This is a genomic window from Anoxybacillus sp. P3H1B, assembly GCF_001560855.1.
Classification (GTDB): Bacteria; Bacillota; Bacilli; order Bacillales; family Anoxybacillaceae; genus Anoxybacteroides; species Anoxybacteroides rupiense.
On record NZ_LPUG01000010.1, the window covers coordinates 107,879 to 123,702 of the forward strand.

Below are 15,824 nucleotides of genomic sequence, written 5' to 3' on the forward strand. Positions count from 1 at the left end.
GCTGTTACGCAAGCTTACGATTGTTTTCTTGTTTGTCGTTCTAAAATCATTAAATCGACGGTTTGTTGCGTTTCGCCATTAACTTGGGAGTGGGCATGCTTTGGGTTCGCCCATGGCTGCTGAAACGGATTGGAATAAAGATTATTGTAAAATTTTTTTCGAGAATGACGATTCACGATCCGGCACCTCCTGTATAGACGCCTAAGCCGGGAAAATTCGTCATGGACGTCTATAGATACATTCAGGGTAAAAAAACTTGACATAAGCAAGACATGAAAACGGATGAAAAACGATGGACGTCATTAAATAAGTGTAAGACGTTATTCATCCCGATGATTTGAAGCGCTCATGCGTTCCTGCGGATGGGTATTAATCGTGCCATTTGCGCGCTTAGAAGCGTATTCTGCCTTGGCACGAGGTTCGCCTTCTAATTTGTTATGATTTTGGTTAGGGAAGTTGCGTTCTTTATTGCGCATGACTCTGTTTCCCCTTTCGTCATTCCTGTTTGTGTTGTTTGCCAACACATTTTTAGTATAGCGAATTGTCGACATGTTATGTGTTCAAATCTTGGCAGGAAAGGAGAGGAAAACGATGACAATGAACGCATATTTTGAGCGGCTGACAAAGGAGTTGCTCGACCAAAATGATGCGCTGGCATATGCACAAGCACGAACGTGGGTAGAGCTATTATGGGAGGATTTTGAAGCTACTTATGCGCGTGCAGGTTATTCCTATAAGGGAAAAGAATTAACAGAAAGAGTGGTTCGACAATGGATTAGGCAATATGGTGCCAAGCTCCATGAATTCGAGGCCACAAATCCTAAGTACAAGCATTTACTAAACCGAGACGACTATTTAAAGCACTAAATAGGTGGTTGGTGGTTTCAACCGCTTTCATCCTGTGTCGCTGACCTTGTTTGTCCGCTTAAAACGTTTTGATTCGATTTGCGTCGTCAGGCTGCATTCCTTGCCTGCCAAGCGTTTTCAAGCCGGTCTGATGTGCAGCCAGCACAAGATAATGAGGACGTTAAAATGATTGTAGACAAAGCCCATTTGACTTTGTCTACAACGTGAAGGGATTGTGGGGATTTCAATCACTTATTAGCCCGGAATTAATTCGAGCTTTTTGCGCAATTTTCCTTCACTGAAAATCCATCCTGTATAAGAGCTGACAACATGAAAATGGCGATCAAGCTGTACAACAGCCACAAATGGATAGTATCCTTTGTTTCGATAGCGCAGGTCGGTAAAGCGAACTTCATAATGATCGCTATATTCATTGACTTCCCAGCGATAAACAGGTGAAAAAGAGAGAAAGGCTGCTAAATTTTCATCTTTTTTGGCTGCTTCAATCGCGGGATGAGAAGGAATCGGGCATCTTTCAAATGTATCTAAAATATGGATTGCGCCGTTTTTGGCACGGCCGACGAAAAAGTGGTCTTTGGCCGTAATCGCTAAATGCCATTCACGAAAACGCAAGGTCGGCACGGTAATGATTTGCTCCACATGCGGAATGGTTTCCATCACCGCTTTTTTAATCATGGCTTGCTGGCGAAAGCGAATGATATAATAGCCGACTAACAGCACGTAAATCGCTAAAAACGTATAGCCTGGATGAGCGCCAAGAAACAAGAGTCCGATGCCAGCAAGATGCATTCCAAAAATGGCCGGATCAAACGTATTAATCACGCCAAGAGCAACCCATTTTTTTGTAAATGGCCGCAAAGCCTGTGTCCCATAGGCATTAAAAATATCGACAAACACATGAAAAAACACAGCGATTGAAATCCAGATCCATAAATGAAACATATTGGATATAGGATAAAAATGAGCAATAACTCCTGTAATGAGTAGAGGCCAAATCAATAAAGCTGGAATGGAGTGAGTGATGCCGCGGTGATTGCGAATATATTTAGCGTTATTTTTTAGCTTTAAAACCGTATCTAAATCAGGAGCTTGAGAGCCTATTAGCGTACCGATTAAAACAGCTTGTGCTAAAGCTGGATCATGTGCAATAACAGGATCTAAAGTGGCGATGCTTCCTAATGCCACTCCCATGACAATATGTGTTCCCGTGTCCAACGAAGAAGCCTCCTTATAGTGTTCTGTTTCATAGTATATCCATCTTTTCTTTAGATGATTGGGTATGTACCAAACGATTGAAATTTTTTGTACATCCACACTATACTATCATTAGTTTAACATCTTGGAGGAGCAAACGTGAACCAACAAATGCAACCATTTATTGAAGAATTTCAGATCGAAGCGTTTCAGCGTGATTTAATTCAGTGGTTTGAGCGCGAGCAGCGCGATTTGCCGTGGAGAAAGGACAGTGATCCGTATAAAATTTGGGTATCTGAAGTGATGTTGCAGCAAACGAGAGTCGATACGGTCATCCCTTATTTTCATCAGTTTATGGAGCAATTTCCCACTTTAGAATCTTTGGCAACTGCTGATGAAGAGAAAGTGCTCAAAGCTTGGGAAGGGCTCGGATATTATTCGCGCGTCCGCAATTTGCATGCCGCGGTAAAAGAAGTAAAGGAGCGGTACGGAGGGAAAGTGCCTGACAGCGCAGAGGAATTTTCAAAGCTAAAAGGTGTAGGACCGTATACGACTGGAGCGGTGCTGAGCATCGCGTACGGGCTTCCAGAGCCAGCTGTAGATGGCAACGTGATGCGTGTATTATCGAGAATTTTTTTAGTAGAGGAAGACATCGCAAAGGTAAAAACGAGGAAAATATTCGAAAACATCGTAAGAATGATTATTTCTCATGAGAATCCTTCTTATTTTAACCAAGCTTTGATGGAGCTCGGAGCCCTCATTTGTGTTCCGGGGAAACCTGCTTGTTTGCTTTGTCCTGTTCAGGCCCATTGCCGAGCATTTGCAGAAGGAAGACAAGAAGAGCTGCCTGTGAAAACAAAAAAAGCGAAAGTGAAGGAGGTTTCTATCGCTGCTGCTGTTGTTATGGATAAACGGGGGTGTATTCTCATTCATAAGCGGGATCAAGAAGGGCTTTTAGCGAATTTATGGGAATTTCCAAACTGTGAGGTAGGAAAAGAACAGCCGCAAAAAGAATTGACCGCTTTTCTAAAAAAAGAATATGGGGCTTGCGTGGAGCTAAGTTCTCCTTTTGCCGCTTTAGAGCATGTGTTTTCCCACTTGGTTTGGAATATTGTTGTATATTGTGGTACAATCATGGGCGATATAGCGGAAACAGATCGTCTAAAGCTAGTGAGCGAGCAAGAGATTCAGCAGCTTGCTTTTCCTGTGTCACACCAACGCATTTGGAAAGAATATAAGCAATTCAAACAGGAAGGCGGATAAAAATCCGCCTCAGACTGTTAACAACTGCTGCCTTGGGCGGATCTGCACTTTGTATGACTGCGCTTCTTGTCTGCTAGTCGTCTGATGTGAAAACATGAGAGTGAATGATGGAAGGCAGACTAAAAAATCGTCCTTAGTCATAGGATGGCCTTGTTCCTTTTGTATAGGTAGCTTCTGTTCGTTTTACACCGCGCGCTTCAATTTCTTCAATGATTTCGCGATGAATGGCTTGTCCCTCCGCGTTTAAATACGGGGCTATTTGCTGGAATGAATGGTGAAAGAAGGCGAGTTCGCTATCTTTCCATTTCGATTTTGGTATCATGGAAAGTTCTGTCATATCACGACCAACATACATGGGCTATTCCTCCTTTTTCTCAATAGTGTAAAAAATAGCCCGTAAATTTATACATAATAAAGGAGAGGAAGAAATGAGCAAAAAAGTGGCAGTAGTGACTGGAAGCAGCCGGGGAATTGGCAAAGCGATTGCCCTTCGATTAGCGCAGGAAGGCTACGATATCGTTGTCAACTATGCGCGAAGCAAGGAAGCAGCTTTACAGACGGCGAAAGAAATTGAAGCATTAGGTCAACATGCGCTTGTAGTCAAAGCGAATGTAGGAAAAGTTGAAAAGATACAGGAAATGTTTGCACAAATTGACGAAGCTTTTGGTCGAGTAGATGTTCTCATTAATAATGCTGCATCTGGAGTATTGCGGGCAGCGATGGAATTGGAAGAATCCCATTGGGATTGGACAATGCATATTAACAGCAAGGCCTTGCTCTTTTGCGCGCAAGAAGCAGCAAAGCGTATGGAAAAGGTCGGAGGCGGAAAAATTGTAAGCATTAGCTCGCTCGGTTCCATCCGATATTTAGAAAACTATACAGCGGTAGGGGTTTCAAAAGCAGCGGTTGAGTCGTTGACTCGCTATCTAGCTGTAGAACTAGCGGCGAAAAATATTTCTGTCAATGCCGTCTCTGGCGGGGCAATTGATACAGACGCATTGAAACATTTTCCGAATCGCGCTGAATTGTTGGCTGATGCTGTTGCCAAAACGCCAGCCGGACGAATGGTCGAGCCGAAGGACATCGTCAATGCTGTTTTATTTTTATTATCTGATCAAGCGGAAATGATACGAGGACAGACCATTATTGTGGATGGTGGCAGATCTTTATTAATGTAGCATGGTTGATCCATTTTTTTCTTAGGCTATCCGAATTTTTAACATACTGCGCTGAGAAGTCTTCCATCTCTTAACGGAGCGGGGGGGGGAAGGTTCATGAATGGATATGGGCTGTTTTTTCGTTCCATTGGCTGCTATCTATCGCTTGTCAGACGAAGAAATTCAACTTGATTTTATTTACGTCTACCGGCGTAATTTTTTGCGGATAAAAAAATCACCTCCTGGACACATTAAAGTCGTGGAGGTGATAACGATGGCAAAACAACCAAACAAAACGGCTGCTGGTACAAACATTCAAGAGGTAAGACAACAAAACGCTCAAGCTGGTGCGGCAGGACAATTTGGCACAGAATTTGCTGCTGAAACAGATGTCCAAGAAGTAAAACAACAAAACGCTCAAGCTGAAGCGCGCAAATCACAAAAATCATCACGCTAAGCGTCCAATGCGTGAACATGCTTGACTATATCATTATAGGCACTCCTTTTTTCGGTAAAGGGGTGCCTTTTTATATCCTGTTCGTAAGGTGCTGTCTACCTTCAAGCGCCATCAGTTTGCGCACTGTGGCAGCGACATGTTGAGCCGTTTTGCTGAGTTATCTGCGCAATCTCTCCTCGGCGGGACGTTTTGCGCTTTTTTATCTACATGCTCGACAAAAGTTATCACTACTCTACAGATATAGTCAAAGGAAATTCCTGCTCTTTTCCCGAATGTATTAAGATAGAATGATGAAAGGGGAGAAAGAGTATGGAGCTTTTTGATCGTTTAGTCGGCGAGCAGCTAAAAACGATGGAGCAGCTATTATTTTTGCAATCAGAAATTGAGAGATGTCAATCCATAGAAGAAGAATTAATTGAACTGCAAAATGAAGCGAAGCTGCAATCGGTTCAAGAAGAAATTCAGCAAATGAAGCAGCAATTAAAAGAAATTCAGCAAACATTTGAAAAACAAACGGAGGAAGTCATTCAATCCTACCAGCGCCATTATTGTCATGCGGGCGAGCCATCATAATGAGTTGGTGGCTCTTTTGTTTTCAATTCGGAGCGAAATTATTTATAATATATTCAAATGTATCTACCAAGCGTCCCTTGTTTGAGAAGGGCATACTTGTTCGGAAAGTAAATAGTCTTGCCGACTAGGGCAAAAAAAGCGAGAAATTCAGTACGGTTTATTGGTTTGGGTTGGATCATTATATATAGAAAGTGTCCATATGAAAGTAGGTAAGAAAAATGACGACAAAATATCCACGTGAAGGAGAAATTATCCAAATTCAAAGCTATAAGCATAATGGTTCGATTCATCGAATTTGGAAAGAAACATTGGTATTAAAAGGAACGTCCAATTATATTATTGCAGCAAATGATCGAACAGTTGTGACAGAATCTGATGGAAGGACTTGGATTACTAGAGAGCCTGCCATTTGTTTTTTTCACGCGAAGCATTGGTTTAATATTATCGGAATGATTCGCGAGGATGGCGTTTATTATTATTGCAATTTAAGCTCGCCGTTTGTTTGGGATCAAGAGGCGCTTAAATATATTGATTATGATCTTGATATAAAAGTTTTTCCAAGCATGACCTATAATCTTTTAGATGAAGATGAGTATGAGCGCCATCGACAGGAGATGAATTATCCAGCTGTGATCGATCGCATTTTAAAAAATAATGTTCAAAAGCTCGTTAGCTGGATCCAGCAGCGAAAAGGACCGTTTGCGCCTGATTTTATTGACATGTGGTATGAGAAGTTTCTTTCATATCGCAGTTAATACTAGTGTTCAAAAAAATAGGGTTCAGACACTTGTGTCTGAACCCTATTTTTTCGTGTAGATTCGGATTGGAAAAGCGGCATAAATAAAAAATAAAACTGTTCAAACGTTCAGAAAATGATTGGGGATGTCGAAAAATCAATGGACATAGGTTATAGATACAATTTGATGCGTCAATCCAAAGTGCAATCGGGGCAAGTTGGTGATTTGCCTTTGTCCATAGGTTTGTAGTTGTATGTAAGAGACGAAGTCGCTGTCTTTTGTTTGATAAAGAGATAAAGTAAAAAAATATTCATCATTATCGAAGGAAATTAAATACAAAGAGAGCGTGCAAAACCAGTTATTGATCGGACATGCTGCGCGGCGAGGATTTTTAATATCATATGGGAGATTTCGCAGATGCTTTTCTTCATGTTGGAAAGGAATGGTTTTCCTCTTTCATCCAGCTATTTTTGTTTTATTTATATAATTTGAATTTTTTAGAATATTATTATTGTATTATTCTTCTATGCATGGCATAATTTAAGTGAAAATGGCAGAATTGTACTACTATTCTTTTTTATTTAGATAGGAGGTGACGTCATGAGTGAACAACGAGTGCTAGAAGTAAAAGGATTGAAAACATCCTTTTTTACAGATGATGGAGAAATTCCGGCGGTCGATGATATCGATTTTTATATAAACGAGGGGGAAGTTTTGGGGATTGTTGGAGAATCAGGGTGTGGAAAAAGCGTGACCTCGTTATCGATTATGGGGCTGTTACCAAAAGGAATCGGACGAGTCGTTGGTGGCGAAATTTGGTTGAAAGGCGAAAATCTTGTCAATGCGTCGGAAAAAAGAATGAAAGCGATTCGGGGAAATGAAATTGCGATGATCTTTCAAGAGCCAATGACTTCTCTTAATCCGTTGTTTACGATCGGCAATCAACTAATCGAAGCCATTCGTACACATACAGACCTCACAAAAAAAGAAGCGCGTCTGCGGTCGACTGAAATGTTAAAGCTAGTCGGTCTTCCGCGAGCGGAAGACATCATCGACGAATATCCTCACCAATTATCGGGAGGAATGAGGCAAAGGGTCATGATCGCGATGGCAATGGCTTGTCGTCCGGCTGTTTTGATCGCCGATGAACCGACGACTGCGTTAGATGTGACCATTCAAGCGCAAATTTTAAAGCTCATGAAGGATTTAAACCAAAACTTCCAGACCGCTATTATGATGATCACTCACGATTTAGGGGTCGTGGCAGAAGTGTGCCAGCGAGTGATTGTCATGTATTCAGGAAAAATTGTCGAGGAAGGCGACGTACATAAGATTTTTAAGCAACCAAAACACCCTTATACAATCGGTTTAATTCAGTCTGTTCCTGATATTCGTGAAAAAAAGGAACGTCTTTATTCGATTCCGGGCAATGTTCCAAAACCGGGAACGATCAAACAAGGATGCCGGTTTGCAGCACGGTGTGAGCATGCGTTTGCTCGATGTTTTCAAGAAACACCGCAGCTATACTCCATTGATCAAACAGGGCATCGCGTTCGTTGTTTTTTGCATCAAAGAGAGGAGGAAACGAAGGGTGACCGAGCCGTTGTTGCAGGTGAAAGATCTTAAAAAATACTTCCCGATTACGGGCGGTGTTTTCAGCAAAAAAATTGGCGAGGTAAAAGCTGTCGACGATCTGACTTTTACTGTGTATAAAGGAGAAACGTTAGGCATTGTTGGAGAAAGCGGCTGTGGGAAATCAACAACGGGGCGAATGCTTCTGCGTTTAATTGAACCGACAGAAGGTTCAATTGTGTTTGAGAATCAAGAGATTACAAATTTATCGAAGCAAGAATTACGAAAAGTGCGCCGCGACATGCAGATGGTATTTCAAGACCCCTTTGCTTCTCTTAACCCGCGCCATACGGTAGAAAAGATTCTTGAAGAGCCGCTAGTTGTACATGGAATCGGCTCGAAGCAGGAGCGGAAGAAGAAAGTTTACGAAATGCTGGAGGTTGTAGGCCTGGGAAGTTATCATGCCAAGCGGTATCCACACCAATTTAGCGGGGGACAGCGCCAAAGAATTGGCATTGCCCGTGCCTTGATGACCCGGCCGAAGCTGATTATTGCCGATGAGCCTGTTTCCGCGTTAGACGTATCGATTCAAGCGCAAGTATTAAATTTATTGGAGGATTTGCAAAAGGAATTTGGGCTCACCTATATTTTTATCGCGCATGATTTAGGAGTTGTTCGCCATATCAGCGACCGTGTAGGAGTCATGTATTTAGGCCGGATGGTAGAGTTAGCTGATAGTGATGTACTATACGAATCTCCTAAACATCCGTATACAAAGGCGCTGCTATCGGCCGTTCCTATTCCAGATCCTGAATATCAGCAGGAACGGCAACTTTTAACAGGGGATTTGCCAAGCCCGGCTAATCCGCCAAAAGGTTGCGCTTTTCATACAAGATGCAGCGCTTGTATGGACATTTGTAAAACGACAAGGCCAACGCTCCAAGAGGTTGAAAAGGGACATTACGTTGCTTGCCATCTTTATCAATGAGATGAAAAGCAACGAAGTCATAAACATAAGGCTACTGGAAAAAGGGGGAATATGTTATGAAGAAAAAGTCATTGATGACATTGCTTGCTGTTATGCTGGCACTGTCTGTAGCGCTTGTCGGCTGTGGAAAATCAGAAAAGACAAGCAGCGGTGGGAAGGGAGGAACATCGTCACAAAGCACGCTAGTATATGGGCGCGGGGGAGACTCGGTTGCACTTGACCCTGCAACAGTGACAGATGGCGAATCATTGAAGGTAACGAAAAATATCTTTGATACACTGCTGGACTATAATGAAGGTGACACATCTGTCCAGCCTGGACTAGCTGAAAAATGGGATATCTCTCCAGACGGGTTAACGTACACATTTACGCTTCGACAAGGCGTTAAATTTCATGATGGCACTGATTTTAACGCTGAAGCTGTCGTATTTAATTTCGAACGATGGGCTAATGGAAATGCCGACCAATTCCCATACTATGGATCGATGTTTGGCGGATATAAAAATGACGAAAGCCATGTGATTAAAGAAGTAAAAGCTCTGGATGATCATACCGTTCAGTTTGTATTAAAACGTCCACAAGCGCCATTTTTGAAAAACCTTGCAATGCCGCCGTTTGCGATCGCCAGTCCGGCAGCTATCGAAAAATATGGCGATAAGTTTGCGGAAAATCCTGTGGGAACCGGTCCGTTCGTTTTTAAAGAATGGAAGCGAAATGAGCGGATTGTGCTTGAGAAAAATAAGGATTATTGGATGAAAGGATATCCAAAATTAAATCAGTTAATCTTCGTCTCTATTCCTGACAACTCAGCTCGCTTAAATGCGCTGTTAAAAGGCGAAATTGACTTAATGGAAGATGTGAATCCATTAGATCTAAAACAGGTTGAAGAAAACAAGGATTTCCAAGTGTTTAAACGTCCTTCCATGAACGTGGGCTACGTTGGTTTAACCGCGACGAGGGGGCCTTTGAAGAACAAACTTGTTCGTCAAGCCCTAAACTATGCGGTAGATAAACAAGCGCTAATTGATGCGTTTTATGCTGGGCAGGCAGAACCTGCGAAAAACCCGATGCCTCCGAGCATTCCTGGCTATAATGATGCGATTCAGGACTATCCGTTTGATTTAAAGAAAGCGAAGCAGCTTTTGGCACAGGCCGGCTATCCAAACGGATTTGAAATGGAATTATGGGCAATGCCTGTTCCGCGTCAATATATGCCAGATGCGAAAAAAATTGCTGAAGCGTTGCAAGCCAACTTTGCGAAAATTGGCGTCAAGGCAAAAATTGTCACATATGAATGGGCGACTTATCTAGACAAAGCAGCGAAAGGAGAGGCAGACTCATTCTTGCTTGGCTGGACCGGGGATAATGGTGATGCTGATAACTTCCTATACGCGTTACTAGATAAGGACAGCATCGGCAGCAACAACTATACGTACTACTCCAATGAGGAGCTTCACAAAATTTTAGTTGAAGCGCAAACAGTCAGCGATGAAAATAAACGGAATGAGCTTTACAAAAAAGCGCAAGAAATTATCAAAGAAGATGCACCATGGATCCCGCTTGTTCACTCAACACCGCTGCTAGCAGGAAAAACGACGATTAAAAACTTTAATCCACATCCAACAGGCACCGATAAATTTACAAAAGTAGAGATTCAATAAATTCTAGGTTGAGAGGGAGGGGGGATACCTCTCCCTTTGAATTTCGCAAGGAAGGAGTGAGAGCGTGTTTGCTTATACGCTGCGGAGAATTTTGATGGTGATTCCTGTTTTGTTAGGAATGTCGCTCGTTGTCTTTTTTATGATTCGGGCGATTCCCGGAAATCCGGCACAGGTCATCTTAGGACAAAAAGCGACGAAAGAAGCGGTCGAAGCATTGACGCATAAGCTGGGGCTTGATCAGCCGTGGTATGTTCAGTATGTCAAATATTTAGGGGGACTGCTAAAAGGAGATTTAGGAGAATCCATTCGAACCGGAACATCGGTATCGCAAGAAATTTGGCCATATTTAGCAGCGACGCTTGAGCTGTCTATCGCGGCGATGTTGATTGCCATCGTGATTGGCGTGAATGCAGGAATTATAAGCGCTTGGTTTCAAAATTCCTGGTTTGATTATACAGCGATGATATTAGCGCTAGTAGGCGTATCAATGCCGATTTTTTGGTTGGGGCTCATGGAGCAGTGGGTATTTGCGATTCATTTGGATTGGCTTCCGACATCTGGGCGTGAGGAAGTGCGAAATCCGATAGAACCTATTACTCATCTATATTTAATCGATACATTGCTGCAAGGAAATACAGAGCAGTTTATGCAAGTATTGCAGCATTTAATCCTGCCAAGTATAGCTTTGGCTACGATTCCTATGGCAATTATCGCAAGAATAACCCGTTCCAGCATGCTTGAAGTGATGAAATCCGACTATATTCGTACAGCGAGAGCGAAGGGGTTAAGCATGTTTTGGGTCGTTTATAAACATTCACTAAAAAATGCGATTATTCCTGTATTGACGGTTATTGGTTTGCAGACAGGGCTGTTGCTTGGAGGAGCGATTTTAACGGAAACGATTTTCAGTTGGCCGGGAATTGGGCGCTATATTTATGAAGCAATCGGCTATCGTGATTATCCCGTGATACAATCAGGAATTTTAGTCGTAGCAACGATCTTTATTTTTATTAATCTAGTTGTCGACCTTCTTTATGCTGCTGTTGATCCGCGCATTAAGTACAATTAATTTTGCAAAGGGGTGAAACAAAATGGCCGAATTAGCCCGAAATCAAGCGCCAATCCCTGTTAAACCGGACAAAGAAGAATCGGTTTCACTTTGGAAGGAAGGCTGGCGCAGTTTTAAAAAAAATAAAATAGCGCTTGTTGGTGCGGCCATTGTCCTGTTTTTTATTTTATTAGCCGTGTTCGCTCCGCTTTTGGCTCCGTATGAAATTAGTGAGCAAAACCTTTCCGAACGTTTGCAGGCGCCATCGAAAGAGCATCTTTTTGGAACCGATGACTTTGGCCGCGACATTTTATCGCGCGTCATTTATGGAGCGAGAATCTCGCTTTGGGTTGGATTTTTTTCTGTGCTCGGTTCGGTTGTTGTCGGATCTTTACTCGGTATTGTAGCAGGTTATTACGGAAAATGGATAGATGCCATTATTTCTCGTATCTTTGATATTATGCTGGCATTCCCAAGTATTTTATTAGCCATCGGAATTGTCGCTGTTTTGGGGCCATCACTGCAAAATGCATTGATTGCGATCGCGGTCATTAATATTCCGAATTTTGGACGATTGATTCGTTCACGTGTATTAAGTATTAAGCAAGAGGAATATATCGTGGCAGCAAGAGCGATAGGAATGAGTGATGCTCGTATTTTATTCCATCATATTTTGCCGAACAGTATGGCGCCGATTATCGTGCAAGGAACGTTAGCGATCGCTACTGCCATCATTGAAGCGGCTGCTCTTGGTTTTCTCGGCTTAGGGGCGCAGCCGCCAAATCCGGAATGGGGAACGATGCTAGCAAGTTCAAAAGATTTTCTAACACAGGCACCTTGGACGATGGTATTTCCTGGGCTTGCCATTATGTTGACGGTGCTGGGATTTAATTTAATGGGAGACGGATTGCGCGATGCGCTTGATCCGCGCATGAAAAGCTAACGAATCACCGAAACGGTTATCCTAAACGAAGGATAGCCGTTTTTTCATATATTATCGCTGAAAATTTTGCCATGACGAAGGCTGAAACACAGGCGCTTTCCAATCTATTCATCGTTCTTTAATCGATGTTATTCCATCGCTCGACCGTCACACCTGTTTATTGGAGGGGGGACATGTCGATACATTCAGTAGAATGGATCACGTTATGTTAGAAGACGCTGCTGAAAAAAAGATTGGTTCAGTTAAAGTATGACAAACATTGTATGGGAAAGAGAATGGATCAATTTTCGGAATGTTTTCTGATCTATCCTCATTTCATTTGCGATATCGGAAATAGCCTTTCCCTTTTAATCATAAAAATTCCCCTCTCGTAATCATGAGCCATAGCTCCTCTCGCTGACACTATGGTTCTATTGCAAGTAGGGAATTGGGTTACAGCTATATGAGAGATTTTAACCTGTGTTTTGCTAAAGCTTTATTTTCCTTTTTTAACGAATCTTTCAGTTATAGTTATTTACTTGTTGCTGCTTTTTATGGCTTTTTTGTAATAAGTACATCGTAAAATAGTAGCCCGTTATAATGCCAATGGAATTTAGAATTAAATCATCAATATCAACGGATCTAAGCCCCCCTAATTTCGTCAAAAACAAAAGGTATTGTCCACATTCGATTATGAGGGGGACTACTATTGATAGACCAATTAATTTGGCTTTAGAAAGACCGCGTGTAAAAATAACACAATAAAATCCAATGGGGAATGTTAGGAGGACATTTCCCAATATATTCTTAAAGGCAATGAATGGATTAGTCCCGGAAATGAAATCTTCAATGTAAGTAAATATGGTTTTGAAAGGGACGAAATTATATAAGAGATAGTTTACCGGGGTACTCTGGTCAATCCAAACAATAAAAATTAAAGCAGAGATATAAGCAAGAAAAGTAATCCTTGAAACTTCTTTCATCATCCTTAATTTAGATTTTCGAATGAATAAAAGCCTAATGAACAAGTAAAAAAGTAATATGGGCCCTGAAAATAGCAGTATATCCATCAGTAGTCTCAAAGTAAATCATCCTTAATTCATTAAAGATTAGAAGAACAAGTCATCGAATTTAGACTTGTTCTTATATCGTTATTGGTCGATGCTTCCACTGCCGATTACCTTGTCGCTTTCGCCACCAGTTTTCGTGACATTGACAGTATAATCCCCGGCAGCAACAACTCCCCAACTTTTAGTAGCGTAATAACCGTTTGCTGATTTGGTAAAACGATAATTAGTGAGCCAGGATTTATATAGCTCTACTTTATAGTCAGATTTTTGGAAAGAGACAGATCCACTATACCAGTATGTATCTCCTCCTGTATAACTAGTAGTTGTTTTGTTAGCTAGCTTATGAACCTTTGTACCGGTCACCTTTGTTGCAATGTCAAATGAATAAGAATCACGATATGCTGCTGTAAATGATAGGGGGATGACTGATAACATCTTTGTAAGCTTATTTATACATTCCTTTAATTATAACACTTTCCATAATTTATAATAGCATATACTTCCAAAAAATCAACTTCATACATATACAAAAAATAGATTTATTGGATGATTTTAATCCCTTTACTGCAAATTGTTTTTGAGATTTTAGAAAAGTTATGCGTGGAGGAACATAGAAGATACCAAGAAGAGAATGTTCCTGTATGGGAAAGGTGACCAAATGGAAATCATCATGGACAAAAAGAAGGAGAGAGGGAGAACATTGAATTTTCTTTTCTCGAAGAAAGGCCTACATGTTCAATCTAACATATTATGTTCAACGAATCGATTCGCATTCACATCTTTCGCATCATCCTTCAAGCATTGAACAAGATTCTTTTCTCACGTTGTTTGAAGGAGGGCAGACTAATTGACACATCAAGCTTGCTATATTCGCTCGCTGATTTTTTTCGTGAAAACAAAAAGAGGCGCGCGGTTCTCTGATGAGGGTGCTGCCTCTCTAAAATGATGGATTCTGTGATAAAAATGGCGGCAGGCATCTTTGCGATATCATCCTTGTTGTCCGGAAAGCTGCAGAGGTTCTTCGTCATCTTTGTGATATTGTTGAAAGCTCTCCACAAGTTTATCAAGATGCTCCAACTGTTCTCCATAAGTAATAATCGTTCCAACGAGCGACAATAGATGATATTCATTTCCATGCTTACTGTATTGATAAAAAGCCTCCACAAGTCGCTTTTTTTCATCGTATGCCTCATCCGCTATTTTAGATTCTGCTTGAAACTTCACTTTGCCGACCAGCTTCAGCAAAATTTGCTCGTGATAATGAAGCAAGCAATCCAACTGTGAGCGCAATGTTTGTTGAAACTCAGGTGGCATTTGGGAAAGCTCATTCTCAAAGCGATGAAGCGTTCTTAAAGCATCTAGCGCTCGATTGGTAACTGTAATCATTTGACGGTATAGTACGAGCTTCCGCGATTTTTGATAGCGTTTTTTCGCGAAGTAGATTCGTTCTTCTTTATACATTAAGTAAAGCTGGTTGAGCTTCATCATATTTTCTTTTAGTTTTTCGATGTCTTCTTTGAGAACGTGATGCTCAGAAGCGCGCCGTGTGTTAATCCGAATCCATTTTAAAATCGTCTCGGTGTTTTCAACAATGCTGTCATACAGCTTTTTTTCATATTTTGGCGGCAAAAATATGCAGTTCACAATGAAGGCGGCGAGTATGCCAAGCATAATGGTTGAAAAACGAATCAGAGCAAATTGAATAAAGTTTGTTTCTGTATATTCCATGACGGCAATTACGGTCACTAATGCAACGGAAATGGTGGACTCAAGCCGAAGCCGTAAGCAAAGCGCAATGACTAAAATGGCTGTCAATCCAATGATAAAAGGATTGTGCCCAAATAACAGGACGAAAACAATCGCAAACACAGCTCCGATCACGTTCGCTTGCAATTGCTCGATCAAAGATAAGTAAGAGCGATAAATCGTTGGCTGCATCGCAAACACAGCCGATATACCTGCAAAGGATGGGGCAGGAAGCTTCAACATGCTGGCTAAAACAAGCGCCAATGTAACAGCAATTCCCGTTTTGAAAATGCGGGCTCCGAGTTTCATATTCGTTTTCGTATCCTTCCTTTTTATTTGGAATTATAGTTGTGAACAATTTAGTAATATACAGGGTTTATCGAAGGATATCAAGTAGGAAAATCCCCCTCATTCTGAAAAAGAACAGCAGCGGTATTATGTATGAACTGCCCCCTGTCAAGTAGACAGTGGAAATAATAAAAATGATCTAAGCGGCTTTAGCTCTATATTCCATAGGGCTAAGGCCATTTAATCGTTTTTGATATCTATCATGATTATAAAAGCAAATG

General features: G+C 41.5%; 19 protein-coding genes. 11 read left to right on the plus strand and 8 right to left on the minus strand.

Annotated features, from left to right (window positions below):
• Positions 1-14: 14 nt before the first annotated feature.
• Positions 15-176 (minus strand): YpzG family protein, encoded by a 162-nt coding sequence (locus AT864_RS17450; protein ID WP_080860116.1) that lies wholly within the window; start codon positions 174-176, stop codon positions 15-17.
• 144 nt (positions 177-320) lie between these two features.
• On the minus strand, positions 321-476 hold the full coding sequence (locus tag AT864_RS04055; RefSeq protein ID WP_066146776.1) for a small, acid-soluble spore protein K: 156 nt from the start codon (positions 474-476) through the stop codon (positions 321-323).
• A gap of 121 nt (positions 477-597) precedes the next feature.
• Here AT864_RS04055 and AT864_RS04060 point away from each other — a divergent pair, with 121 nt between their 5' ends.
• Positions 598-867 carry a YfhJ family protein gene (locus AT864_RS04060; protein ID WP_066146834.1) on the plus strand — a complete coding sequence of 90 codons (270 nt, stop codon included), beginning with the start codon at positions 598-600 and terminating at the stop codon, positions 865-867.
• A gap of 234 nt (positions 868-1,101) precedes the next feature.
• Here AT864_RS04060 and AT864_RS04065 read toward each other — a convergent pair whose 3' ends face one another.
• Positions 1,102-2,082 (minus strand): metal-dependent hydrolase, encoded by a 981-nt coding sequence (locus AT864_RS04065; RefSeq protein WP_066146779.1) that lies wholly within the window; start codon positions 2,080-2,082, stop codon positions 1,102-1,104.
• Positions 2,083-2,232: 150 nt separating this feature from the next.
• Between AT864_RS04065 and mutY the strand changes: the two genes are divergently transcribed.
• Positions 2,233-3,324 carry an A/G-specific adenine glycosylase gene (gene mutY / locus AT864_RS04070; protein WP_066146837.1) on the plus strand — a complete coding sequence of 364 codons (1,092 nt, stop codon included), beginning with the start codon at positions 2,233-2,235 and terminating at the stop codon, positions 3,322-3,324.
• A gap of 133 nt (positions 3,325-3,457) precedes the next feature.
• On the opposite strand, the gene AT864_RS04075 is transcribed toward mutY, so the two are convergent.
• Positions 3,458-3,679: a hypothetical protein gene (locus AT864_RS04075; protein ID WP_044741741.1), complete on the minus strand. Its 222-nt coding sequence runs from the start codon at positions 3,677-3,679 to the stop codon at positions 3,458-3,460.
• 73 nt (positions 3,680-3,752) lie between these two features.
• On the opposite strand from AT864_RS04075, the gene fabL reads away from it, so the two are divergent.
• From fabL to nikC, 9 genes are all read left to right on the plus strand, one after another.
• Entirely contained in the window at positions 3,753-4,502 is a 750-nt protein-coding gene (fabL, locus tag AT864_RS04080) for an enoyl-[acyl-carrier-protein] reductase FabL (protein WP_044741740.1), read from the plus strand.
• Between the two features lie 253 nt (positions 4,503-4,755).
• Positions 4,756-4,938 carry a gamma-type small acid-soluble spore protein gene (locus AT864_RS04085; protein WP_044741775.1) on the plus strand — a complete coding sequence of 61 codons (183 nt, stop codon included), beginning with the start codon at positions 4,756-4,758 and terminating at the stop codon, positions 4,936-4,938.
• Between the two features lie 309 nt (positions 4,939-5,247).
• A complete protein-coding gene (locus tag AT864_RS04090; protein WP_066146783.1) occupies positions 5,248-5,511 on the plus strand; it encodes a YgaB family protein in 264 nt (87 codons plus the stop codon).
• A 218-nt stretch (positions 5,512-5,729) separates the two neighbouring features.
• On the plus strand, positions 5,730-6,266 hold the full coding sequence (locus AT864_RS04095) for a DUF402 domain-containing protein (protein ID WP_044741738.1): 537 nt from the start codon (positions 5,730-5,732) through the stop codon (positions 6,264-6,266).
• A 582-nt stretch (positions 6,267-6,848) separates the two neighbouring features.
• A complete protein-coding gene (locus AT864_RS04100; RefSeq protein ID WP_066146785.1) occupies positions 6,849-7,874 on the plus strand; it encodes an ABC transporter ATP-binding protein in 1,026 nt (341 codons plus the stop codon).
• A complete protein-coding gene (locus AT864_RS04105; protein ID WP_066146788.1) occupies positions 7,840-8,808 on the plus strand; it encodes an ABC transporter ATP-binding protein in 969 nt (322 codons plus the stop codon). The genes AT864_RS04100 and AT864_RS04105 overlap by 35 nt, the downstream gene beginning before the upstream one ends.
• Before the next feature lie 56 nt (positions 8,809-8,864).
• A complete protein-coding gene (locus AT864_RS04110; protein ID WP_066146790.1) occupies positions 8,865-10,469 on the plus strand; it encodes an ABC transporter substrate-binding protein in 1,605 nt (534 codons plus the stop codon).
• A gap of 94 nt (positions 10,470-10,563) precedes the next feature.
• Positions 10,564-11,538 (plus strand): ABC transporter permease, encoded by a 975-nt coding sequence (locus AT864_RS04115; protein ID WP_221212082.1) that lies wholly within the window; start codon positions 10,564-10,566, stop codon positions 11,536-11,538.
• 22 nt (positions 11,539-11,560) lie between these two features.
• On the plus strand, positions 11,561-12,460 hold the full coding sequence (gene nikC / locus AT864_RS04120; RefSeq protein ID WP_044741733.1) for a nickel transporter permease: 900 nt from the start codon (positions 11,561-11,563) through the stop codon (positions 12,458-12,460).
• Between the two features lie 500 nt (positions 12,461-12,960).
• On the opposite strand, the gene AT864_RS18635 is transcribed toward nikC, so the two are convergent.
• The 4 genes from AT864_RS18635 to AT864_RS18640 form a co-directional block, all read right to left on the minus strand.
• Entirely contained in the window at positions 12,961-13,509 is a 549-nt protein-coding gene (locus AT864_RS18635; RefSeq protein WP_082741637.1) for a VanZ family protein, read from the minus strand.
• Between the two features lie 81 nt (positions 13,510-13,590).
• On the minus strand, positions 13,591-13,944 hold the full coding sequence (locus AT864_RS04130) for a hypothetical protein (protein ID WP_066146797.1): 354 nt from the start codon (positions 13,942-13,944) through the stop codon (positions 13,591-13,593).
• Between the two features lie 552 nt (positions 13,945-14,496).
• Entirely contained in the window at positions 14,497-15,564 is a 1,068-nt protein-coding gene (locus AT864_RS04135) for an aromatic acid exporter family protein (RefSeq protein WP_066146800.1), read from the minus strand.
• A 178-nt stretch (positions 15,565-15,742) separates the two neighbouring features.
• Positions 15,743-15,824, minus strand: an 82-nt coding sequence (locus AT864_RS18640) for an IS3 family transposase (protein WP_156450494.1), incomplete at its 5' end; no start/stop codon positions are given.

Coding starts and splice junctions, on each gene's coding strand:
- AT864_RS04055 (WP_066146776.1), bottom strand. CDS start 476: ATGCGCAATAAAGAACGCAACTTCCCTAACCAAAATCATAACAAATTA.
- AT864_RS04060 (WP_066146834.1), top strand. CDS start 598: ATGAACGCATATTTTGAGCGGCTGACAAAGGAGTTGCTCGACCAAAAT.
- mutY (WP_066146837.1), top strand. CDS start 2,233: ATGCAACCATTTATTGAAGAATTTCAGATCGAAGCGTTTCAGCGTGAT.
- AT864_RS04075 (WP_044741741.1), bottom strand. CDS start 3,679: ATGTATGTTGGTCGTGATATGACAGAACTTTCCATGATACCAAAATCG.
- fabL (WP_044741740.1), top strand. CDS start 3,753: ATGAGCAAAAAAGTGGCAGTAGTGACTGGAAGCAGCCGGGGAATTGGC.
- AT864_RS04085 (WP_044741775.1), top strand. CDS start 4,756: ATGGCAAAACAACCAAACAAAACGGCTGCTGGTACAAACATTCAAGAG.
- AT864_RS04090 (WP_066146783.1), top strand. CDS start 5,248: ATGGAGCTTTTTGATCGTTTAGTCGGCGAGCAGCTAAAAACGATGGAG.
- AT864_RS04095 (WP_044741738.1), top strand. CDS start 5,730: ATGACGACAAAATATCCACGTGAAGGAGAAATTATCCAAATTCAAAGC.
- AT864_RS04100 (WP_066146785.1), top strand. CDS start 6,849: ATGAGTGAACAACGAGTGCTAGAAGTAAAAGGATTGAAAACATCCTTT.
- AT864_RS04110 (WP_066146790.1), top strand. CDS start 8,865: ATGAAGAAAAAGTCATTGATGACATTGCTTGCTGTTATGCTGGCACTG.
- AT864_RS04115 (WP_221212082.1), top strand. CDS start 10,564: ATGGTGATTCCTGTTTTGTTAGGAATGTCGCTCGTTGTCTTTTTTATG.
- nikC (WP_044741733.1), top strand. CDS start 11,561: ATGGCCGAATTAGCCCGAAATCAAGCGCCAATCCCTGTTAAACCGGAC.
- AT864_RS18635 (WP_082741637.1), bottom strand. CDS start 13,509: ATGGATATACTGCTATTTTCAGGGCCCATATTACTTTTTTACTTGTTC.
- AT864_RS04130 (WP_066146797.1), bottom strand. CDS start 13,944: ATGTTATCAGTCATCCCCCTATCATTTACAGCAGCATATCGTGATTCT.
- AT864_RS04135 (WP_066146800.1), bottom strand. CDS start 15,564: ATGAAACTCGGAGCCCGCATTTTCAAAACGGGAATTGCTGTTACATTG.